This window comes from Pseudomonas guariconensis, from assembly GCF_900102675.1.
In the GTDB taxonomy this organism is placed as follows: Bacteria; Pseudomonadota; Gammaproteobacteria; order Pseudomonadales; family Pseudomonadaceae; genus Aquipseudomonas; species Aquipseudomonas guariconensis.
Genome location: NZ_FMYX01000006.1, coordinates 271,838 through 291,992 on the forward strand (window position 1 = coordinate 271,838; position 20,155 = coordinate 291,992).

A 20,155-nucleotide genomic window follows, 5' to 3' on the forward strand; every position below is an offset into this window, starting at 1 on the left:
GTTGGCTGCACGGCCTGCTCGCTCGGGCCTTGCAGCCATAACAACAAATTCAGGGGGCGGGTATGAAATTCATCCTGGGCCTGGGCAAGGCCCTGACGGTGGTGTTCTGGTGGGTGGTGCTGGTGAACCTGTTCATGCCGCAACCGCTGCCGTTCAATCTGTTACTCAATGCCGTGGGGATCTTCCTGCTGAGCCTGCACTGCCTGGAAGTGCTGTTCTTCAATGCCAGCTTGCGCGGGCGTAGCCACCGTTGGTTCGATCGGCTGCAGATCCTGCTGACGGGCATTTTTCATGTCATGTCCATTCCCAAGCCCTTGGAGACGCCACGCCATGCGTAAGGTGATGTTGATGCTGGCGTTGACCAGTCCCATGGTCCAGGCCGAAAGCCTGGACGTTGCGGCCCATTCGGTGCTGCGCCTACCGAACAAAGCGAGCAGCGTGCACCTTGAGCAATTGCAGATCGCCGATTCGGCGACACTGTTGCTGCCCGCGACGCTGACGGAACTGAAGGTGGATCGTCTGGTGCTGGGGCGCGATGCGCGCATAGCCATTACCCCCGCCGAGGCCCCTTTGCGTATCGAGACCGGTGTTGCCGAGCTGGGTGACGGCAGCGAATTCAGTGCCACCGGCGCTGCCGGCACTTATGAACGCGCCGCTCGGCCTGGGCGGGATCTGGAACTCAGGCTGAACGGGTTGCAGGCGCAGCGGCTGTCGATCGATGCCCGAGGCGGCACCGGTGCGCCAGGCTATGTCGGGCTCGATGGTGCCAACGGCAAAGCCGGCGGTTGTACCTGGGGCCAGGCTAGCCGCGGCGCCAATGGAGACGACGGTGGAAACGGGCATGATGGCGCTTCCGGTGGGCGCATTCGCCTGGCTGTGCCGGAGGGGTTCCCGCCGGAGCGTATCCAGGTTCGGCTCGATGGCGGTGCGCCGGGCAAGCCGGGTGCGGCGGGCAAGGCTGGCTTGGGCGGCGCCAGCAAGGGATGCCTTGTTTATCGAACCGACGCCGGTGCGGATGGGCGGCCAGGCGTGGAGGGGCAGCCCGGGTTGGCAGGAGCGGCTGGGGAGTTGGTCCTGGAGCGCTTATGAGTTGATTCTTGGGGCGAAGCTGGTTCAGTTCGTCCCAAGCACCTCCACTCGGCGCGCTGATGGTGGCCCGTTTGGGACGGTGGAGCGACCGTCAACCATTCAAGTTGGTGCCGCTGCGCGGCCCATCGCAGGCTTCGCCAGCGCCAGGTTCTGTGCTGTTTCGCCTTTGATGCGCGATAGTCCAGGCGCTACCAATGGCGACCTCAAGGCCGCGTGGAGGTTTATGTAGAGCTGGCGCGCAGTGCCCTTCGGCGTGAGCCGAAGTCGCGAGATGGAGGCTTGCACCGCTAGCCGGAGAAGCCCAAGCACAACCTCAAACCAAAACCCGCGAACTGGCCACCACCACAACCAAAATCCCCAACAGCAAATTAACCCCGACCATTCGACGAATCTGCCCAAGCACGCCAGCCCCCGTCGCCCAGTCCTCAGCCGTCACTGCCGCCCGCAGCTGTGGCAGCAACAGCGCCTGAACCCGCATGAACAACGCAAACATGGCAATCCCACCCCCAATCATCACCTGGATGTAACGCGGTGCGGTCTCGAAGCCATTGAAGCGCAGGTGCAACATCCCGATACCGCTTATCGCAAGAATGACCACTGCCAGCCAGACCCATCGGAAGAACCGTCGGAAAACTTCCACCCACAACTTCAGTCGTGCAGGCCCTTCGAGGGCTGAAACCGCCGCTGGCCGCAGTACCAGCCAGGCGAAGAACATACCGCCGACCCAAACCAGGGCCGCGAGGACATGCAATGTGTAGGGCAGGGCAAAGGCAAGCATCCGGATCTCCATGCGGCATAAAGGGCAATAGCGGGGTATGATAGCCGGCCCATGCGAAACACTGAAAATTTATCCAGCCCTCCGGGCGCCTGCAGACCATGATCAGCAACGAACTCAAAGCCACCATCCAGGGCGCCTACTCGCGTTTTCTCGAAGCCAAGAGCCTAAAGCCCCGCTACGGCCAGCGCCTGATGATCGCCGAAGTGGCCAAGGTGCTCGGCGACATCGCCTGTGACGATGAAGGACGCCGTGCAGGCGAGCCCGCCGTGGTCGCGGTCGAGGCCGGTACCGGTACCGGCAAGACGGTCGCCTACAGCCTGGCCGCCATTCCCGCCGCCAAGGCTGCCGGCAAGCGGTTGGTGATCGCCACAGCAACCGTCGCCCTGCAAGAGCAGATCGTCTTCAAGGATCTGCCCGACCTGATGCGCAGCAGCGGGCTCAACTTCAGTTTCGCCCTGGCCAAGGGCCGTGGCCGCTATCTGTGCCTGTCCAAGCTCGACATCCTGTTGCAGGAGGGGCATGCCCAATCGGCCACCGCGCAGCTGTTCGAGGAAGAGGGCTTCCGCATCGAGGTCGATGAAAAGAGCCAGAAGCTGTTCAACAGCATGATCGAGCGGCTCGCCGGCAACCGCTGGGACGGCGACCGCGACAGCTGGCCCGAGGCACTCGAGGACCAGGACTGGGCCCGTCTGACCACCGACCACAGCCAATGCACGGGGCGCCACTGCCCGAACTTCCAGCAGTGCGTGTTCTACAAGGCCCGTGAGGGTATGGGCAAGGTCGATGTGATCGTCACCAACCATGACATGGTCCTGGCCGATCTGGCCCTGGGCGGCGGTGCCGTATTGCCCGATCCGCGCGATACCATTTACGTCTTTGACGAAGGCCATCACCTGCCGGATAAGGCCATTGGCCACTTCGCCCATTACTCGCGGCTGCGCTCGACCGCGGATTGGCTGGAGCAGACCGCCAAGAACCTCACCAAGCTCTTGGCTCAGCATCCTTTGCCGGGTGACCTGGGCAAGCTGATCGAACAAGTGCCGGAACTGGCGCGGGAAGTGCGTACCCAGCAACAGTTCATGTTCACCCTGTGCGAGCAGGTCGCGGATTTCCGTCCCGGTGAAGACATGGAAGGCCGGGAGCGTCCACGCTACCGCTTCGAGGGCGGTGTGGTGCCGGAGCAGATTCGCGAGATTGGGATCGAGCTGAAGAAAGGCTTCGCCCGTCTCAATGATGTGTTCACCCGGCTGGCCGACCTGCTCAAGGAAGGCATGGACGGTGAGGTCAACATCGGTATCGCCAGTCATCAGGCCGAGGAATGGTACCCGCTGTTCGGCAGCCTGGTGACCCGTGCCCAGGGCAACTGGGAGCTATGGACCGCCTTTACCGCCGAGGACCCCGAAGACAGCCCGCCCATGGCGCGTTGGCTCACACTTGCCGAAAGTGGTGCGCTGTTCGACATTGAGGTCAACGCCAGCCCCATTCTGGCTGCTGAAATGCTGCGTCGCAGCCTGTGGAACGTCGCTCATGGCGCCTTGGTGACCTCCGCGACCCTCACTGCCTTGGGTAAATTCGATCGATTCCGCATGCGCTCGGGCCTGCCACGCGATGCGATCACCTGTGTCGTACCCAGTCCGTTCGTGCACGGCGATGCAGGCCTGTTGCGGGTCCCTGACCTGGGAGCCGACCCGCGCGACGTGCCGGGACACACTGCAGCCATCATCCGCGAACTGCCGGGCATGCTCGAGGAGGCCCGTGGCGCGTTGGTGCTGTTCTCGTCGCGCAAGCAAATGCAAGACGTGTTCGATGGCCTGGATCGAGACTGGCGCAAGCTGGTGCTCATCCAGGGCAACCTGTCCAAGCAGGAAACCCTGAACAAGCACAAGGCGCGCGTAGATGACGGCCAGCACAGTGTGCTTTTCGGCCTGGCGAGCTTTGCCGAGGGTGTCGACCTGCCCGGCGCTTACTGCGAACACGTGGTCATCGCCAAGATCCCCTTCGCCGTACCGGACGATCCGGTCGAAGCGGCCCTGGCCGAGTGGATCGAAGCCCGTGGCGGCAACCCGTTCATGGAGATCGCCGTCCCCGACGCCTCGTTGCGCTTGATCCAGGCCTGCGGTCGCCTGCTGCGTACCGAGCAGGACCGCGGGGTGATCACGTTGCTCGATCGTCGCCTGGTCACCCAGCGCTATGGCAAGGCTATCCTCAATGCGCTGCCGCCGTTCCGGCGGGAAATTTCCTGACGGTCGCGGCTCGGCTGCGACCTGCTGTTCATTACCTGTCACGGACCCATGGTCCTGAAGGAGAGCTTCAACCCTATGATCCGCCGCACCCTGCCTGCCGTTCTCGCCCTGTTGTTCAGCTCGCCCTTGCTGGCCGGGCAGCAGACGTTGTTCAGTTTCGTGCGTCCGGCAGCGGTGGTCAATGTGACTACAACCGATGCCCATATGCCGCAATACAACGCCGAGCAGACCACTGAAGGCGAGGTGCTGCGGCGCGTGGTGTTCAACCCAGTGCAGCAGCCGACCTTGCGCCTGAGCCCGCAGAATGGCGCCTGGGATTGGTCAGCCGGCCAGGCCCTGACCCTACGATTGCAAAGCGCCATGGACTGGGCATTGACTGTGGACGTAACGGTGCAGAGTAGCGACGGTCGCACCCTGAGCAGCCGTATCGACCTACCTGCGGGCCCTGCTCAGACGGTGCTGGTGCCTTTGCGGGCCCGTTCACCATCGAGCCAGGGCATGCGCGCCGGGCCGCCAATGCCCTGGATGTATGAGGGGCAGCGCGTATTGCTCGCCAGCAGTGCAGGGGAGGTGGATCTTGCGCAGGTGGTTGGCGTCAGCCTGAGCATCCCCAATCCGAAGGTGGCCCAGAGTCTGCTGATCGAGAGGGTCGGTATCCAGGACGATGACCAGGTCTTCACGGCCGCCTACGAAGGGCTGCTCGATGCCTACGGCCAGTCTACGCGCGGGCGATGGCCTGAAAAAATCACCAGTGATGAGCAGTTGAAAGCCGCCCGAGGACGTGAGCAGCAGCAGCTCAAGGGCTGGCTTGATGCCCGCGGCAAACAGCAGCTCGATGCCTACGGGGGGCTGCTGGCCGGGCCTGCATTCGAAGCCAAAGGGTTCTTTCGAACCGAGAAGCGCGACGGACGCTGGTACCTGGTGACGCCGGATGGGCACGCGTTCTATTCCCTGGGCGTCAATGCAGTGGCCGCCGATGGCGGGCGCACATATGTGGCGGGCCGCGAAAGCATGTTCAAGGCTTTACCTGGCGAGGGTGAACCGCTGGCAGCCTTCTATGGGCAGGGTAACAACGACGATGGCAATGCCTCATCCCTGGGGCGCAATTTCAAGCAAGGTCGCTGGTTCGACTTCTATGCAGCCAATCTATACCGCACCTATGGCGAGCCTTGTCCGGCAAGCCCAGCGGTGCCGTGCCCACCAGCCTCCCTGGATGCTGCACGCTGGCAGGCCCATACCTTGGACCGGCTGCAGGTCTGGGGCTTCAACACCCTGGGCAACTGGAGCGATCCGGCGCTGGGGCAGGCTCGGCGGATGCCCTATACCCTGCCGTTGTCAATCGTCGGCGACTACACCAGCATCAGCACCGGCATGGATTGGTGGGGCCGCATGCCCGATCCGTTCGACCCGCGCTTTGCCATGGCGACCGAGCGTGCGGTCGCCATCGCGGCTCGGGATCACCGTGATGACCCATGGCTGATCGGCTACTTCGCTGACAACGAACTGGCCTGGGCGGCCCCTGGCGAAGACCCCAAGGCCCGCTATGGCCTGGCTTACGGCACCTTGCGCCTGACGACCGATGTGCCGGCCAAGCGCGCCTTCCTCAAACAGTTGCGCGACAAGTACCGCAACCAGCAAGGTTTGTCCAAGGCTTGGGGCATCGACCTGCAGGCCTGGGAGCTGATGGAAGACCCTGGTTTCGAAGCGCCTTTGCCGAACCCCGAGCATCCCGAGATTGAGCGCGACTACCAGTACTTCCAGCAGGTATTTGCCGAGACGTATTTCAAGACCATCTCCGACGCGCTCAAATGGCATGCACCCAACCACCTGTTGCTGGGCGGTCGATATGCAGTGAGCACCCCGGAAGCGGTCAAGGCCTGCGCCGAGTTCTGCGACGTGCTCAGCTTCAATTTCTATACCCTCAAGCCTGAGGACGGCTATGACTTCGCTCGCTTGGCTGAACTGGACAAGCCCGTACTGGTCTCGGAGTTCCAGTTCGGCTCGCGCGATCGTGGACCGTTCTGGCCGGGGCCGGTGGAGGTCGCAAGGGAGGAGGACCGTGGGCCGGCCTATGGCAACTTCCTCAAGGCGGCTCTGGGCCAGCCGATGATCGTCGGTGCGCACTGGTTCCAGTACCTTGATCAGCCAGCCAGCGGGCGCCTGCTCGATGGGGAAAACGGCCACCTTGGCCTGGTCGCCATCACCGACGTGCCGTATCCGGGGTTTGTGGAGGCGGTGCGCAAGAGCAACCAGCAGGCGCTCGAGCACCTACGCAAAGGCCTGGAGCAGCCTGTGCAATGAGGGCAGGGCCGCTAGGCGGCTATATGGCAGTACCAACAGAGCGTAGCGGCCCCGTGCCACGTATGACCATCCGGCCACATTCAGTTTGCAAATTGGCCAACTACTGGAACAATGCACGACTTTCGTTGAGATGAGTCGTACGGAGAGCTGTCGGGTGCAGATCCAGGGTCACTATGAGCTGAAGTTCGAGGCGGTGCGAGAAGCCTTCGCCGCGTTGTTCGACGATCCCCAGGAGCGTGGTGCGGGACTGTGCATCCAGGTTGGCGGCGAAACCGTGGTGGATCTGTGGGCCGGCAGTGCCGACAAGGACGGCCGCGAGGCCTGGCACAGCGACACCATCGCCAACTTGTTCTCGTGCACCAAGACCTTCACTGCCGTCACCGCGTTGCAACTGGTCGGGGAGGGCAAGCTCAGCCTGGATGCTCCTGTGGTGCGCTACTGGCCCGAGTTCGGCCAGGCCGGCAAAGCGTCCGTGACCTTACGCCAATTGCTCAGCCACCGGGCTGGCCTACCGGCCATTCGCGAACTGCTGCCGGCCGAGGCGCTTTACGACTGGCAAGCCATGGTCGACGCCTTGGCAGCCGAAGCCCCCTGGTGGACGCCGGGCACCGAGCACGGTTATGCCGCTATCACCTATGGCTGGCTGATCGGTGAGCTCATCCGGCGTGTCGATGGGCGTGGCCCAGGCGAGTCGATCGTCGCCCGTACTGCTCGTCCCCTGGGGCTGGATTTCCATGTCGGTCTGGCCGACGAAGAGTTCCATCGCGTGGCGCACATCGCCCGCGGCAAGGGTAACCCCGGCGACGCGGCGGCCCAGCGCCTGCTACAGGTGACCCTGCGTGAGCCCGAGGCCTTGTCCACTCGTGCCTTCACCAATCCCCCGGCCATTCTCACCAGCACCAACAAACCTGAGTGGCGACGCATGCAGCAGCCAGCGGCCAATGGCCATGGCAATGCCCGTAGCCTCGCGGGGTTTTACGCCGGCCTGCTCGACGGCAGCTTGCTGGAGTCGGAACTGCTCGATGAGCTGACCCGTGAGCACAGCCTTGGCCAGGACCGAACCTTGTTGACCCAGACACGCTTCGGCCTGGGTTGCATGCTCGACCAGCCTGATGTGGCCAACGCGACGTTCGGATTGGGCGCCCGGGCCTTCGGTCACCCAGGGGCCGGCGGTTCGGTCGGATTTGCCGATCCGGAGTACGACGTAGCCTTTGGTTTCGTGACCAATACGCTGGGCCCCTATGTGCTGATGGACCCTCGTGCCCAGAAGCTGGTACGCGTTCTTGGCACTTGCCTTTGATCGGGTAGTGCGGGTAATGCCCAGGCCCTTTGACTATCCTCAATGCCAACGCCTGATGTGTGTTGGCAAAATTTCTTTCTATTTCATGGTGTATCGCTGATGTCTTCACATAAAACCTTAGCACTCGCTCTGTGCCTGGCCGTTACCGGCTGTGCCCAGCATTCGCAAAATGCGTCGAGCGACGCAGGCCACAGCTGGTGGCCGTTCGGCTCGGACAAAGTGGCCGAGCAGGAAGTGAAGGAAGCCGTGACTGAAAAGGTGGCCAAGGCCGATGCCAAGTCCGAGAGCGGCAGCCGCTGGTGGTGGCCGTTTGGCGGGGACGACAAGCAGGCCAAGGGCCCGGTTGCACCCAAGATCGACCAGAAGGCCACCCAGGCCTGGCTCGATGAATACGAGCCAAAGCTGCGTGAAGCCATCAAAGACAGCAAGTTCGAGTTGGAACGCCGTGACAACGTGCTCGCAGTGACCATCCCCGTGGACGGCTCCTACAACCCGGATCGCCCTAACATGCTGCTACCGATGACCCTGGGCCCGATCACTCGCGTGGCCAAGACCGTCGAAACCGACCCCAAGACCGCCGTGCTGATTCTCGGTCACGCCGACACCAGCGGCGCCGCCGCAGCCAATCAGAAGCTCAGCCTGGAGCGCGCAGCTTCGGTATCGGCGATTTTCCGCCTCAGCGGCCTGCAGCGTGACCGCTTGACCCTCAAGGGCATGGGCTCGGTAATGCCACGTGCTGCTAACGACAGCGCCGAAGGCCGCGCTCTGAACCGCCGCGTTGAAATGCTGCTGACCCCGCAGAACACCATGGTTGCGCTGCTGGCCAAGTACCAACAGGCAGCGCCTGCACCTGCGCCTGCGTCGATGGTTGCCACCCAGGACGCTCCGGCTCCCGCAGCCAAGGCAGCCGCCGGCAAGCCTGCGGCGAAGGCAGCCGCCAAGCCGGCCGCCAAAAAGCCAGCCGTCAAGGCCAAGGCTCCTGCCAAAGCCACTGCGAAAAAGAAAGCCGCACCGGCCAAGCCGGTTGCAAAGAAGGCCACGACTGAAAAGAAAGTAGCCTCTGCGAAGACCAATTGATCGTCAAGGAAACGCAGTCATGACCCAATCTCTGGCCGATATGCGGCGCGACTACACCCGTGATGGCCTGGCCGAACCCCAGGCACCGGGTGAGCCGTTCGCCTTGTTCCACCAGTGGTTCGGCGAAGCCGTGAAAACCGAGCAGGCACCGGTTGAGGCGAACGCCATGACCCTGGCCACTGTCGATGAGCAAGGGCGTCCCCATTGCCGGGTGCTGTTGCTAAAGGGGCTCGACGAGCGTGGTTTCACCTTTTTCACCAACTACGACAGTGCCAAAGGCCAGCAACTGCTGGCCAATCCATACGCTGCCATGACGTTTTTCTGGCCGGCGCTGGAACGCCAGGTGCGTATCGAGGGGCGGGTGGAAAAGGTTACGGCCAAGGAGTCTGACGACTATTACCAGGTGCGTCCGCTGGGGAGTCGCCTGGGGGCCTGGGCTTCGCCGCAGAGCCGAGTGATTGCCGGTCGTGAGGAACTCGAAGGCCTGGTCAAGGCTACCGAGGCGCGATTCTCCGATACTCAGCCCCACTGTCCCGAGCATTGGGGGGGGTACCGCCTGCTGCCTGAGCGTATCGAGTTCTGGCAGGGGCGCGCCAGCCGGCTGCATGATCGTTTGAACTATCGATGGGTAGAGGGGCAGTGGCTGCGTGAGCGCCTGGCGCCTTAACCTGTGTAAGCGGCGGCCTGGCGTTCAAGCCAGGCTGCCAATTCCTTCCGCTTGATCTTCTGTCCCCGCGCCTGCTCCAGGCAATCAAGCATGTAGGCCCGTTTGACCGGGTCCTCGCCCGCCAGTGACAAGGCCAGGTCGCGGTCCATCCAGCGGCGCATGCGCACATACAGCCACCAATGGAAGTACAGGCCTGTAACAGTCACCACAACGACGATGAAGTAATCCATGGCTATCCTTGGTTTTCGATAGTCGAGCCCGCAATGGGGTGTGCAGGCTGTACTGCAGCTGAATAAAAGCAAATTTGTAACGTCTGTGTCGTGACAGTCATCAACGCGCGGGGTCTAATGGACACCTGACTTATGGAGAGTTTCCCATGCGTAAATCCGTTTTGCTGGTGGCGAGTTTCACCACCATGTCGCTGCTGCTCGGCGGTTGTGCTTCCAGTCTGACCGGCGACAGCTATTCCCGAGATGAGGCCCGTCGCGTACAGACCGTGCGTATGGGCACCATCGAGTCCCTGCGTCCGGTGAAAATCGAAGGCACCAAGACCCCGATCGGTGGTGGTGCAGGTGCCGTGGTCGGCGGCGTGGCGGGTAGCGCCATTGGTGGCGGTCGCGGCAGTATCGTCGCCGCCGTGATCGGTGCCGTGGCCGGTGGCCTGGCAGGCTCCGCCGCCGAAGAAGGCCTGACCCGCACCCAGGGTGTGGAAATCACCGTTCGTGAAGACGATGGCAGCATGCGTGCCTATGTGCAGCAAGTGCAGCAGAACGAAATCTTCCGTGTGGGTGAGCGCGTGCGCATCATGACCGTCGATGGCACTAGCCGTGTGACGCACTGATCGTTCTGTGGCAATGAAAAACCCCGACTCGGTTTACGCCGGTCGGGGTTTTTTAGTGCCGTAGTGTTCAGTTGATGGGCTTGCGACTGGCCATCGCAGTCATTGCGTAACCGATCAGGGCCGCGAACAGGGAGCCGGTCAGGATGCCCATGCGGTCCATGCCGGCGAACTCGCTGTCCCCAGGTACGAAGGCCAGGGAGCCGACGAACAGGCTCATGGTGAAGCCGATGCCACACAGGGTCGCAACACCCAGCACCTGCCCCCAGTTTGCGCCTGCAGGCAGCGCAGCCAGGCGCAGCTTGACCGCAAGCCAAGTCAGGCCGAACACGCCGACCGTCTTGCCCAACAACAGGCCGACGGCGATACCCAGGGGAACCGGATGAGTGAAGCTGTCCAGGTTCATGCCCGCGAGAGAGACACCGGCATTGGCAAAGGCGAACAGAGGCAGGATGGCATAGGCGACCCAGGGATGCAGGGCGTGCTCCAGTCGCAGCAGTGGCGAGGAGGCGGCGTGGCGAGTGCGCAGTGGAATGCACAGGGCCAGGGCCACACCGGCCAGGGTCGCGTGGACGCCGCTCTTGAGCACGCAGACCCAGAGGATCAGGCCCACCAGCAGGTAGGGTGTCAGCTTGATCACGCCCAGCCGGTTCATCGCCAGCAGGGTCAGCAGGCAAGCACCCGCCAGCATCAGCGAAACGTTCGACAGGGTACCGGAGTAGAACAGGGCGATGATGACGATGGCGCCCAGGTCGTCGATGATCGCCAGGGTCATCAGGAACAGTTTCAGCGACACCGGTACCCGCTTGCCGAGCAGCGCCAGCACGCCCAGGGCGAACGCGATATCGGTGGCGGTGGGAATGGCCCAGCCGGCGATGGCAGCCGGGTTGTCCCGGTTGATCAGCCAATAGATCAGCGCGGGCACCACCATGCCGCCAATGGCTGCGGTGGCCGGGAGGATCACCTGGGAAGGTTTGGACAACTGTCCCTCGATGACTTCGCGCTTGACTTCCAGACCGATCAGCAGGAAGAACAGCGCCATCAGGCCATCGTTGATCCATAGCAGCAGAGGCTTGGCGATCTGCAGGGCGCCGACCTGCACGGCGACCGGCACGTCGAGCAGGCCGCCATACAGATACGAAAGGGGAGAATTGTTGATGATCAGGGCAAGGACCGCCGCGGCGATCAGTAGCAGGCCACCGGCGGCCTCCAGCTGGAGAAAACGGGTAATGAGGGTACGCACGGCCTGACGGGTCTCCATGAACGGGCTCGGATGAAAAAGACGTACACCCTAGCGTGGGGGCGTGGGGTATTGGAACAAAAACGCCCTGCGCTTTTGTTATAGGTTTTTACGGCTCGATCTGCGAAGCCTAAAGGGCTTTTGCCGGACACGGTGATGGAAAAAGTCTGGCGGGTGTGAGGGTTCTTTCTGATCTTTGAACTCAGTTGAGGGCTGTGCTGCAGCCCTCGTTTCCATTTGAGTCAGGCATCGAGACCGAGCATGTCCCGTGCCACGGCTTCGGCGATACGAATGCCATCGACGCCTGCGGAAAGGATGCCGCCGGCATAGCCTGCGCCTTCACCTGCCGGGAACAACCCCTTCAGGTTGAGGCTTTGGTAGTCCGCACCTCGCGTGATACGCACCGGCGAGGACGTGCGTGTCTCGATGCCGGTCAGCACGGCGTCGTGCAGGTTGTAGCCCTTGATCTGGCGATCGAACGCCGGCAGCGCTTCGCGGATGGCCTCGATGGCGAAGTCCGGCAGGCTCGGCGCCAGGTCGCCCAGGGTCACACCTGGCTTGTAGGAAGGTTCAACGCTGCCCAGTTCAGTAGAGGGACGGCCGGCGACGAAATCGCCTACCAACTGCGCAGGCGCCTGATAATTGCTGCCGCCCATCACGTAGGCATGGGACTCCAGGCGTTCCTGCAGTTCGATACCCGCCAGCGGGCCGCCCGGGTAATCGCGCTCCGGATCGATGCCGACAACGATGCCGGAGTTGGCGTTGCGCTCGTTACGCGAGTACTGGCTCATGCCGTTGGTGACCACTCGGCCCGGCTCGCTGGTGGCGGCGACCACGGTGCCGCCCGGGCACATGCAGAAGCTGTAGACCGAGCGGCCGTTCTTGGCATGGTGCACCAGCTTGTAGTCGGCAGCGCCCAGCTTCGGGTGCCCGGCATATTTACCCAGGCGCGCCTTGTCGATCAGTGACTGCGGGTGTTCGATGCGGAAGCCGACCGAGAACGGCTTGGCTTCCATGTAGATGCCTTTGGCATGGAGCATGCGGAAGGTATCGCGAGCACTGTGGCCCAAGGCCAGGACCACATGGCGCGAGTGCAGCTGTTCGCCGCTCTCCAAGACCACGCCGGTCAGTTGACCGTCATCGATCAGCAGGTCGGTGACCTTTTGCTCGAAGCGGACTTCCGCGCCCAGGGCAATCATGTCCTGACGCATCTGCTCGACCATGCCGGTCAGTCGGAAGGTGCCGATGTGCGGTTTGTTGATGTAGAGGATTTCTTCTGGCGCACCGGCCTTGACGAATTCTTCCAGGACCTTGCGGCCATGGTGGTTCGGATCCTTGATCTGGCTGTACAGCTTGCCGTCGGAGAAGGTGCCGGCGCCGCCTTCACCGAACTGGACGTTGGACTCGGGGTTGAGCACGCTCTTGCGCCACAGGCCCCAGGTATCCTTGGTGCGCTGGCGTACTTCCTTGCCACGCTCCAGGATGATCGGGCGAAAGCCCATCTGCGCCAGCAAAAGGCCTGCGAAGATGCCGCAAGGGCCGAAGCCGACCACGATCGGCCGTTCCTGCAGGTCGGTAGGTGCATGACCGACGAACTTGTAGCTGACATCGGGGGCAACGCCGATGTTGCGATCGTCAGCGAACTTGCGCAGCAGTTGCGCTTCGTTGCTCGCTTCCAGGTCGATGGTGTAGATGAACAGCATTTCGCTGTTCTTCTTGCGGGCATCGTAGCTGCGCTTGAACAGGGTGAAGCTGAGCAGTTGTTCATCGGTGATGCCCAGGCGCTCGACGATCGCGTCACGCAGGGCTTCATCGGAGTGGTCCAGGGGCAGCTTCAGTTCGGTGATTCGTAGCATGGCAGGGTCCAGTATCCCGGCCATGGGGCGGCCGGCGGCTTTACACAAACCGCCAAGTATAAGCTGTTAGCCTTCCTGACTGGAGGATAAAAGCGCCCCGGTGATCAGTTGTCGCGGGCACCGCCGTAGTAGCCGCAGCCTTGCAGTGTCTGGCCATCGATACGCAGCTCGGCGCGCAGATGGCGAACAGCTCCGGTGGCGCCATCGATGCAGCGTTGCGGGGCGACCCACAGCTCGATGCGTTGGCCGTTGGCTTCGCTGGACAGGCTCAAGCCACCGCCAGGCATCTGCTCTTCCAGGTAAGGTAGAGGCAGTGGGTCCTTGCCGACACGCTCCAGCACCATGCCCTTGCCGCTGGCCTTGATCGCCCAGTCCGGCTCGTGGCCGTCGGCGCGCAGGGTCAGTTGCTTGAAGTTGGGGTCTTCGCAGGCCTGTGCGGAAGGTTCGAGGCGATACAGGCGTTGCACTTCCAGGCGGCCGTCGTTGTTGGCCTGCTTGGTGCCGGTCAGGCTGCCGCGCACATCGGCGAACAGCTTGTCGCCTGCGTCGTCGGCCAGATTGGCAGCCTCCTGCAGGATGCCGGTGCCGGCAGCATCGCTGACCACGAAACGGCGGGCTTCATTGCAGGGTTTGAACAGCAACTGGCCGCCCCCGGCGCTCAGCTCGCCCTGCATGCGGGTGGTGCCGATATTCGGATCGACCGGCTTGTCCGCCATGAGCTGACAGCCGGCGAACAGCGGCAGCAGGGTGACGAGCAGCAGGGGAGGGGTCAGACGCATGGGGCGGGCTCCGAAAACGTTGCAAAAGAGCTGGCCACGTTACTCAGGCTGGACGTCTATCACAAGCGTGGGGTTGATTGTGCCGGCTCGTTCGTGGGTAAAACGGGAGGGCATGCCCGGTGGATGAGGCGCCTGCCTTTCAGACATGAAAAAGGGCCCGAAGGCCCTTTTTCAATCGTAGGTCGATCAGCCGCCCAGATAGGCGTCGCGCACCTTCGGGTCGACCAGCAGCGCTTCACCGGTACCCTGCATCACTACCTTGCCGTTCTCCAGCACATAGGCGCGGTCGGCGATCTTCAACGCCTGGTTGGCGTTCTGCTCGACCAGGAACACCGTCACGCCGTCACGGCGCAGTTGTTCGATGATGTCGAAGATCTGCTGGATGATGATCGGCGCCAGGCCCAGAGAAGGCTCATCGAGCAGCAGCAGCTTGGGCTTGCTCATCAGCGCCCGGCCGATGGCCAGCATTTGCTGCTCGCCACCGGACATGGTGCCGCCTCGCTGTACGTAGCGTTCCTTCAGGCGCGGGAACAGCTGCAGAACCTTGTCCAACTGCTCCTGGTAATCGCCCTTGTTGGTGAAGAAACCGCCCATTGCCAGGTTCTCCTCCACGGTCAGGCGGGCGAACACACGGCGGCCTTCCGGCACCACCGCGATGCTCTTGCGCATGATGTGCGAGGAGGGCTGGCCGACCAGTTCCTCACCCAGGTACTTGATGCTGCCGCTGTGGGCCTGGGGCGAGCCGCAGAGGGTCATCAGCAGGGTGGATTTGCCGGCGCCGTTGGCGCCGATCAAGGTGACGATCTCGCCCTGGTTGATCTCCACGTTGACGCTGTGCAGCGCCTGGATCTTGCCGTAGAAGGTGGAAACGTTCTCGAACTTCAGCATTTACGCCTCCCCCAGGTAGGCCTTGATCACATCAGGGTTGCCGCGAATTTCTTCCGGCGTGCCATCGGCCAGGGGCGTGCCCTGGTTGATCACCACGATGTGGTCGGAAATGCTCATCACCAGTTTCATGTCGTGCTCGATCAGCAGCACGGTCACGTTATGGGATTCGCGCAGGTAGGCGATCAGGGCCTTGAGGTCCTCGGTCTCCTTGGGGTTCAGGCCGGCGGCTGGTTCGTCGAGCATGATGATCCGAGGCTGGGTCATCATGCAGCGGGCGATCTCCAGCCGGCGTTGCTGGCCGTAGGCCAGGGTGCCGGCGGTACGGTTGGCGAACTCGGTCAGGTTGACCTTCTCCAGCCAGTACTGTGCGCGCTCCATGGCCTCCTTCTCGCTGCGGCGGAAGCTCGGGGTCTTGAACAGGCCTGCGAAGAAGTTGGTGTTCAGGTGGCGGTGCTGGGCGATCAGCAGGTTTTCCAGGGCGGTCATTTCCTTGAACAGACGCACGTTCTGGAAGGTCCGTACCACGCCTTTGCGAGCGATCTCATGGCCGGCCAAGCCCTGGATCGGCTGGCCGTCGAGCAGGATGGTGCCACCGCTGGGCTTGTAGAAGCCGGTCAGGCAGTTGAAGACGGTGGTCTTGCCGGCGCCGTTCGGGCCGATCAGCGCCACCACTTGTTTCTCCTTGACGGTCAGGCCCACGCCGTTGACCGCCAACAAGCCGCCGAAGCGCATGCTCAGGCCGCTGACTTGCAGAATTTCGCGGCTCATCGACGCAGCTCCATATGGGGACGTTGCATAGGCAGAAGGCCTTGCGGACGCCAGATCATCATCAACACCATCAGGGCACCGAACATCAACATCCGGTACTCGCTGAACTCACGCATCAGCTCCGGCAGCAGGATCATCACGATGGCCGCGAGGATCACGCCCAGCTGCGAACCCATGCCGCCCAGCACGACGATGGCGAGGATGATCGCCGACTCGATGAAGGTGAACGACTCCGGTGTCACCAGACCCTGACGGGCGGCGAAGAAGCTACCGGCGAAACCTGCGAAGCACGCGCCGAGGGTGAAGGCCGACAGCTTGATCACGGTCGGGTTCAGGCCCAGTGCACGGCAGGCGATCTCGTCCTCGCGCAACGCTTCCCAGGCGCGGCCGATCGGCATGCGCAGCAGGCGGTTGATGACGAACAGCGCCAGCAACGCCAGCAGCAGGGCCACCAGGTAGAGGAAGATGACCTTGTTGATCGAGTTGTACGGCAGGCCGAAGAACTCATGGAAGGTCTGCATTCCCTCGGCGGCGCGGCGTTCGAAGGTCAGGCCGAAGAACTCCGGCTTGGGGATGTTGCTGATGCCGTTGGGGCCGCCGGTCCAGTCGGTGAGGTTACGCAGGAACAGGCGGATGATCTCGCCGAAGCCGAGGGTCACGATCGCCAGGTAGTCACCGCGTAGGCGCAGCACCGGGAAACCGAGCAGGAAGCCGAACGTGGCGGCCATCAAGCCGGCGATCGGCAAGCATACCCAGAAGCTCCAGCCCAGATAGTGCGAGAGCATGGCGTAGCTGTAGGCGCCGACGGCGTAGAAGCCGACATAACCCAGGTCGAGCAGTCCAGCCAAGCCGACCACGATGTTCAGGCCAAGGCCCAGCAACACGTAGATCAGGATCAGTGTGGCGATGTCGACCGCGCCGCGCGAGCCGAAGAACGGCCATACGAGCGCCGCGACGATCAAACCCATGATCACATAGCGCTGGGTTTTGGGCAGGGTCAGGTAGTTGCTGACGGCCGGAGGGATCAGTTTGCGATCCGAGCGGCGGCCCATCACCGAGTTCCATTGCTTGTCGAACAACACGCGCAGGAACATCAGTACCGAGCACACGGCGATGATGCTGATGGTGAACGAGCCCTGGCTGTGCACGGCCAGGCTGATGCCGTCGATGCTCAGTTTCAGGCCCAGTACCGGGAAGGCCACCGCCCATACCAGCAAGGCGCTGAAGAACGCCTGTTTGAGATTTCTGTTCATACTTTTTCAACCTCCGGACGGCCCAGGATGCCGGTCGGCCGGAACAGCAGGACAAGAACCAACAAGCCGAACGCCACGACGTCCTTGTACTGGTCGCCGAAGATATCGGCACCAAACGCTTCGGCCACGCCCAGCACCAGCCCGCCGAGCATGGCGCCCGGGATGCTGCCGATGCCGCCCAGTACCGCCGCGGTGAAGGCTTTGAGGCCCACCAAGAAGCCGGCGTTGGGGTTGATAACCCCGTACTGCATGCTCAGCAGCACGGCCGCCACCGCCGCCAGCGCGGCGCCGATGACGAAGGTCAGGGCGATGATGTTGTTGGTGTTGATGCCCAGCAGGTTGGCCATCTTGATGTCCTCGGCGCAGGCACGGCAGGCGCGCCCCAGACGGGAACGGGAGATGAACAGGGTCAGGCAGGTCATGGCCACCAATGTGACCACGAACACCAGGATCTGCATGTAGGACACCAGGACTTCCTCCGCACCGCCCGGCCCGAACGAGAAAGCGCCCGGAATCAGGTTGGGGATAGATTTGTCCTTGGAGTCCTGGGAAAGCAGGACAGTGTTTTGCAGGAAGATCGACATACCGATGGCAGAGATCAGCGGGATCAGGCGGTTGCTGTTGCGCAGCGGCCGGTAGGCGACCCGTTCGATGCTATAGCCATAGGCACTGGTGACGAAGATCGTCGCGACGAAAGCGACGGTCATCAGGATCGGCAGCGAATGGATACCCATCATGGCCAGGCCCGCAAGGGCGATGAAGGCCACGTAGGAACCGATCATGTACACCTCGCCGTGGGCGAAGTTGATCATGCCAATGATGCCGTACACCATCGTGTAGCCGATGGCGATCAAGGCATAGGTGCTGCCGATGGTCAATCCATTAACCAGTTGTTGGAAGAAATGGTAGATCTCAGGCATTACAGCGCTCCTAAAAACCTGATTTGCATTCGCTGGCGGGTGGTGAACCCGTCCCGCATCGTGGGCTTGGCAACGATGACAGGCACGGCCAGGGAACCGCGGGTGACGGTTTTAAGATTTTCAGGTGAACCCCCTCCCGGATCGCGGGAATCGGGCCCATGAACCTCGTAAAACAAAGCCCACTGCTCACACAGTGGGCTTTCGGTTAGCTAGTCACGCTGTTACTGGGGGGAGACTTCGGTCTTCGGCTTGCCGAAGTGCCATTCGTAAACCACGAACTTGAAGTCCTTCAGGTCGCCCTTGTCGTCGAACGACAGGTCGCCGGTCGGGGTCTTGAAGGTGCCTTTGTGGATTTCGGCCGCGACTTTCTCGGCGTCGTCGCTGGTGCCGGCGGCCTTGATGCCGTCAGCGATCACCTGGACGGCGGAGTAAGCCGGGAACACGAACGGGCCGCTCGGATCCTGGTTCTTGGCCTTGATGCCGTCGACGATGGCCTTGTTCGCAGGGTCGGCGTCGAAGGACTTGGGCAGGGTGACCAGCAGGCCTTCGGAGGCATTCTGGGCAATCTGCGAGATGGAATCGTTGCCGACGCCTTCTGGACCCATGAACTTGGCTTTCAGGCCTTTTTCCTGGGCTTGGCGCAGGATCAGGCCCAGTTCTGGGTGATAGCCACCGTAGTAGACGAAGTCGACGTTGTTCTGCTTGAGCTTCTGGATGATCGAGGAGAAGTCCTTGTCACCAGCGTTCAGGCCTTCGAAGACAGCGACCTTGACGTTCTTGCCTTCCAGGGTCTGCTTGACCGCGGTGGCGATGCCTTCGCCGTACTGCTGCTTGTCGTGCAGGACCGCGACGACCTTTGGTTTGACGTGGTCGGCAATGTAGTTGCCGGCGGCAGGGCCCTGGGCGCTGTCCAGGCCGATGGTGCGGAAGATCAGCTTGTAGCCACGGGCGGTGATTTCCGGGCTGGTGGCAGCCGGGGTGATCATGATAACGCCTTCGTCTTCGTAGATATCCGACGCAGGCTGAGTGGAGCTGGAGCACAGGTGGCCGACCACGAACTTGACGCCATCGTTGACCACTTTGTTGGCGACCGCAACGGCCTGTTTAGGGTCGCACGCGTCGTCGTATTCCTTGGCCTCGAGCATCTTGCCGTCGATACCGCCTTTGGCGTTGATGTCCTCGATGGCTTTTTTCGCGCCGATGAACTGCATGTCGCCATACTGGGTGACCGGACCGGTCTTAGGGCCGGCGATACCAATCTTGATGGTGTCGGCGGCAAACGAATGGCTGGCAACCCCGGCCAGAACCATTGCGGCGAACAGCTTGGAAATCTTGATCATAGTGCTCCACTCATTCTGTTGTAATTCTTATAGTCCTGGCGGCCAGGGCTACAGATCGGGCGGCTCCGGCATGGCCACGCCATGTCGCAAGCCTACCTTCCCCCGGAACATGTCCCGGAACTGTACCGGTACAGTGTAGAGCGCCCTTCGAGCGCTTGAAAAGCGGGCGAAAAGCGCGACTTTCTCCGGGTGTCGCCTGATCGAAACAAAGATACAGAAAAGCGCCATTACTTTGCCTGCATCCTTGGCCCCACCCCACAACTTCGGGACTGATCGACCAATTTACGTATTTGAAACCGGGTTTTTCTGCAAAAATGCCGGCCTTTTCAAATGCCACATTTCTGCCGGTAGGAACCCATGACTGATCAAGCAAGCACCCTCTATGCCAAATTGCTCGGCGAGACGGCAATCATCGAGTGGAAAGCATTGGAGCGTTTCTGGGCCAAAGGTGACCTGATTTGGGTCGACCCCAGCCTGGACCTGATCGCTGTTGCCGAGGCGATGGCCGAGAATCGCAGCGAGATCTTTGCCAAGTGGCGCAATGATGGCACTGTGGCGCCCGTCACCGCAGAGCAGGCGCTGGACCTGCAAAGCCGCGATCCAGAGATCTGGGCGGTGGTCGTTTCGCCGTTTATCGTGATCCAGGTAAAGAAACCGGAATAAGCACGGGCGTTTTTAGTGCGCGAAAACGCACAGCGCGCCACAAGGGTGCGCATTGACGCTCACGTAAGGTGGAAACAAGTAACAACGGCGCCGTGGTTCGGCGTGGCGGTAACAGTTTACGGCATGCGTAATGCACATCCCGCTTCAGCCTTGGC

19 protein-coding genes are annotated in these 20,155 nt (G+C 62.2%); 9 read left to right on the plus strand and 10 right to left on the minus strand.

Features of this window, described 5'->3' with window-relative positions; genetic code table 11:
• Positions 1–62 precede the first annotated feature (62 nt).
• Positions 63–338: a DUF1145 domain-containing protein gene (locus BLS27_RS12825; protein WP_090345063.1), complete on the plus strand. Its 276-nt coding sequence runs from the start codon at positions 63–65 to the stop codon at positions 336–338.
• Positions 331–1,089 (plus strand): hypothetical protein, encoded by a 759-nt coding sequence (locus tag BLS27_RS12830; protein WP_090345065.1) that lies wholly within the window; start codon positions 331–333, stop codon positions 1,087–1,089. The genes BLS27_RS12825 and BLS27_RS12830 overlap by 8 nt, the downstream gene beginning before the upstream one ends.
• 313 nt (positions 1,090–1,402) lie before the next feature.
• Here the strand turns inward: BLS27_RS12830 and BLS27_RS12835 are convergent, their stop codons facing one another.
• Positions 1,403–1,867 carry a CopD family protein gene (locus BLS27_RS12835; protein WP_043213103.1) on the minus strand — a complete coding sequence of 155 codons (465 nt, stop codon included), beginning with the start codon at positions 1,865–1,867 and terminating at the stop codon, positions 1,403–1,405.
• A 98-nt stretch (positions 1,868–1,965) separates the two neighbouring features.
• On the opposite strand from BLS27_RS12835, the gene dinG reads away from it, so the two are divergent.
• The 5 genes from dinG to pdxH all read left to right on the plus strand — a co-directional run bounded on the left by dinG (position 1,966) and on the right by pdxH (position 9,455).
• A complete protein-coding gene (gene dinG / locus BLS27_RS12840; protein WP_090345067.1) occupies positions 1,966–4,110 on the plus strand; it encodes an ATP-dependent DNA helicase DinG in 2,145 nt (714 codons plus the stop codon).
• A gap of 75 nt (positions 4,111–4,185) precedes the next feature.
• A complete protein-coding gene (locus tag BLS27_RS12845) occupies positions 4,186–6,411 on the plus strand; it encodes a beta-galactosidase (RefSeq protein WP_090345069.1) in 2,226 nt (741 codons plus the stop codon).
• Positions 6,412–6,565: 154 nt separating this feature from the next.
• Positions 6,566–7,711 (plus strand): EstA family serine hydrolase, encoded by a 1,146-nt coding sequence (locus BLS27_RS12850; RefSeq protein WP_043213107.1) that lies wholly within the window; start codon positions 6,566–6,568, stop codon positions 7,709–7,711.
• Positions 7,712–7,810: 99 nt separating this feature from the next.
• On the plus strand, positions 7,811–8,788 hold the full coding sequence (locus BLS27_RS12855) for an OmpA family protein (RefSeq protein WP_090345071.1): 978 nt from the start codon (positions 7,811–7,813) through the stop codon (positions 8,786–8,788).
• A gap of 19 nt (positions 8,789–8,807) precedes the next feature.
• Positions 8,808–9,455, plus strand: coding sequence for a pyridoxamine 5'-phosphate oxidase (gene pdxH / locus BLS27_RS12860; RefSeq protein ID WP_090345073.1), 648 nt, complete (start codon positions 8,808–8,810; stop codon positions 9,453–9,455).
• On the opposite strand, the gene BLS27_RS12865 is transcribed toward pdxH, so the two are convergent.
• Entirely contained in the window at positions 9,452–9,685 is a 234-nt protein-coding gene (locus BLS27_RS12865; RefSeq protein ID WP_043213111.1) for a hypothetical protein, read from the minus strand. The genes pdxH and BLS27_RS12865 overlap by 4 nt on opposite strands.
• A gap of 146 nt (positions 9,686–9,831) precedes the next feature.
• On the opposite strand from BLS27_RS12865, the gene BLS27_RS12870 reads away from it, so the two are divergent.
• Positions 9,832–10,296: an outer membrane lipoprotein gene (locus tag BLS27_RS12870; RefSeq protein WP_043213112.1), complete on the plus strand. Its 465-nt coding sequence runs from the start codon at positions 9,832–9,834 to the stop codon at positions 10,294–10,296.
• Between the two features lie 67 nt (positions 10,297–10,363).
• Here BLS27_RS12870 and nhaA read toward each other — a convergent pair whose 3' ends face one another.
• The 8 genes from nhaA to BLS27_RS12910 form a co-directional block, all read right to left on the minus strand.
• On the minus strand, positions 10,364–11,554 hold the full coding sequence (nhaA, locus tag BLS27_RS12875; protein ID WP_090345075.1) for a Na+/H+ antiporter NhaA: 1,191 nt from the start codon (positions 11,552–11,554) through the stop codon (positions 10,364–10,366).
• Positions 11,555–11,775: 221 nt separating this feature from the next.
• Entirely contained in the window at positions 11,776–13,389 is a 1,614-nt protein-coding gene (locus BLS27_RS12880) for an NAD(P)/FAD-dependent oxidoreductase (protein ID WP_043213115.1), read from the minus strand.
• Positions 13,390–13,493: 104 nt separating this feature from the next.
• On the minus strand, positions 13,494–14,168 hold the full coding sequence (locus BLS27_RS12885; RefSeq protein WP_070575092.1) for a COG3650 family protein: 675 nt from the start codon (positions 14,166–14,168) through the stop codon (positions 13,494–13,496).
• 186 nt (positions 14,169–14,354) lie between these two features.
• On the minus strand, positions 14,355–15,056 hold the full coding sequence (locus BLS27_RS12890) for an ABC transporter ATP-binding protein (protein ID WP_043215137.1): 702 nt from the start codon (positions 15,054–15,056) through the stop codon (positions 14,355–14,357).
• Complete coding sequence (gene livG, locus BLS27_RS12895; protein WP_043215134.1) at positions 15,057–15,824, minus strand: high-affinity branched-chain amino acid ABC transporter ATP-binding protein LivG; 768 nt, start codon at positions 15,822–15,824, stop codon at positions 15,057–15,059.
• A complete protein-coding gene (locus BLS27_RS12900; protein WP_043215133.1) occupies positions 15,821–17,077 on the minus strand; it encodes a high-affinity branched-chain amino acid ABC transporter permease LivM in 1,257 nt (418 codons plus the stop codon). Before BLS27_RS12900 ends, livG begins: the two co-directional genes overlap by 4 nt.
• Entirely contained in the window at positions 17,074–17,997 is a 924-nt protein-coding gene (livH, locus tag BLS27_RS12905; RefSeq protein WP_043215131.1) for a high-affinity branched-chain amino acid ABC transporter permease LivH, read from the minus strand. Before livH ends, BLS27_RS12900 begins: the two co-directional genes overlap by 4 nt.
• Before the next feature lie 221 nt (positions 17,998–18,218).
• Positions 18,219–19,337 (minus strand): branched-chain amino acid ABC transporter substrate-binding protein, encoded by a 1,119-nt coding sequence (locus BLS27_RS12910; RefSeq protein ID WP_043215128.1) that lies wholly within the window; start codon positions 19,335–19,337, stop codon positions 18,219–18,221.
• A 357-nt stretch (positions 19,338–19,694) separates the two neighbouring features.
• On the opposite strand from BLS27_RS12910, the gene BLS27_RS12920 reads away from it, so the two are divergent.
• Positions 19,695–20,000: a DUF2288 domain-containing protein gene (locus BLS27_RS12920; RefSeq protein WP_043215123.1), complete on the plus strand. Its 306-nt coding sequence runs from the start codon at positions 19,695–19,697 to the stop codon at positions 19,998–20,000.
• Positions 20,001–20,155: the final 155 nt, after the last annotated feature.

Excerpts from the sequence above, each read along its gene's own strand:
- livH (WP_043215131.1), bottom strand. The coding sequence starts at position 17,997 with ATGCCTGAGATCTACCATTTCTTCCAACAACTGGTTAATGGATTGACC.
- BLS27_RS12885 (WP_070575092.1), bottom strand. The coding sequence starts at position 14,168 with ATGCGTCTGACCCCTCCCCTGCTGCTCGTCACCCTGCTGCCGCTGTTC.
- BLS27_RS12835 (WP_043213103.1), bottom strand. The coding sequence starts at position 1,867 with ATGCTTGCCTTTGCCCTGCCCTACACATTGCATGTCCTCGCGGCCCTG.
- livG (WP_043215134.1), bottom strand. The coding sequence starts at position 15,824 with ATGAGCCGCGAAATTCTGCAAGTCAGCGGCCTGAGCATGCGCTTCGGC.
- BLS27_RS12825 (WP_090345063.1), top strand. The coding sequence starts at position 63 with ATGAAATTCATCCTGGGCCTGGGCAAGGCCCTGACGGTGGTGTTCTGG.
- BLS27_RS12920 (WP_043215123.1), top strand. The coding sequence starts at position 19,695 with ATGACTGATCAAGCAAGCACCCTCTATGCCAAATTGCTCGGCGAGACG.
- BLS27_RS12880 (WP_043213115.1), bottom strand. The coding sequence starts at position 13,389 with ATGCTACGAATCACCGAACTGAAGCTGCCCCTGGACCACTCCGATGAA.
- nhaA (WP_090345075.1), bottom strand. The coding sequence starts at position 11,554 with ATGGAGACCCGTCAGGCCGTGCGTACCCTCATTACCCGTTTTCTCCAG.
- pdxH (WP_090345073.1), top strand. The coding sequence starts at position 8,808 with ATGACCCAATCTCTGGCCGATATGCGGCGCGACTACACCCGTGATGGC.
- BLS27_RS12855 (WP_090345071.1), top strand. The coding sequence starts at position 7,811 with ATGTCTTCACATAAAACCTTAGCACTCGCTCTGTGCCTGGCCGTTACC.
- BLS27_RS12845 (WP_090345069.1), top strand. The coding sequence starts at position 4,186 with ATGATCCGCCGCACCCTGCCTGCCGTTCTCGCCCTGTTGTTCAGCTCG.
- BLS27_RS12900 (WP_043215133.1), bottom strand. The coding sequence starts at position 17,077 with ATGAACAGAAATCTCAAACAGGCGTTCTTCAGCGCCTTGCTGGTATGG.
- BLS27_RS12890 (WP_043215137.1), bottom strand. The coding sequence starts at position 15,056 with ATGCTGAAGTTCGAGAACGTTTCCACCTTCTACGGCAAGATCCAGGCG.
- BLS27_RS12910 (WP_043215128.1), bottom strand. The coding sequence starts at position 19,337 with ATGATCAAGATTTCCAAGCTGTTCGCCGCAATGGTTCTGGCCGGGGTT.
- dinG (WP_090345067.1), top strand. The coding sequence starts at position 1,966 with ATGATCAGCAACGAACTCAAAGCCACCATCCAGGGCGCCTACTCGCGT.
- BLS27_RS12865 (WP_043213111.1), bottom strand. The coding sequence starts at position 9,685 with ATGGATTACTTCATCGTCGTTGTGGTGACTGTTACAGGCCTGTACTTC.
- BLS27_RS12830 (WP_090345065.1), top strand. The coding sequence starts at position 331 with ATGCGTAAGGTGATGTTGATGCTGGCGTTGACCAGTCCCATGGTCCAG.
- BLS27_RS12870 (WP_043213112.1), top strand. The coding sequence starts at position 9,832 with ATGCGTAAATCCGTTTTGCTGGTGGCGAGTTTCACCACCATGTCGCTG.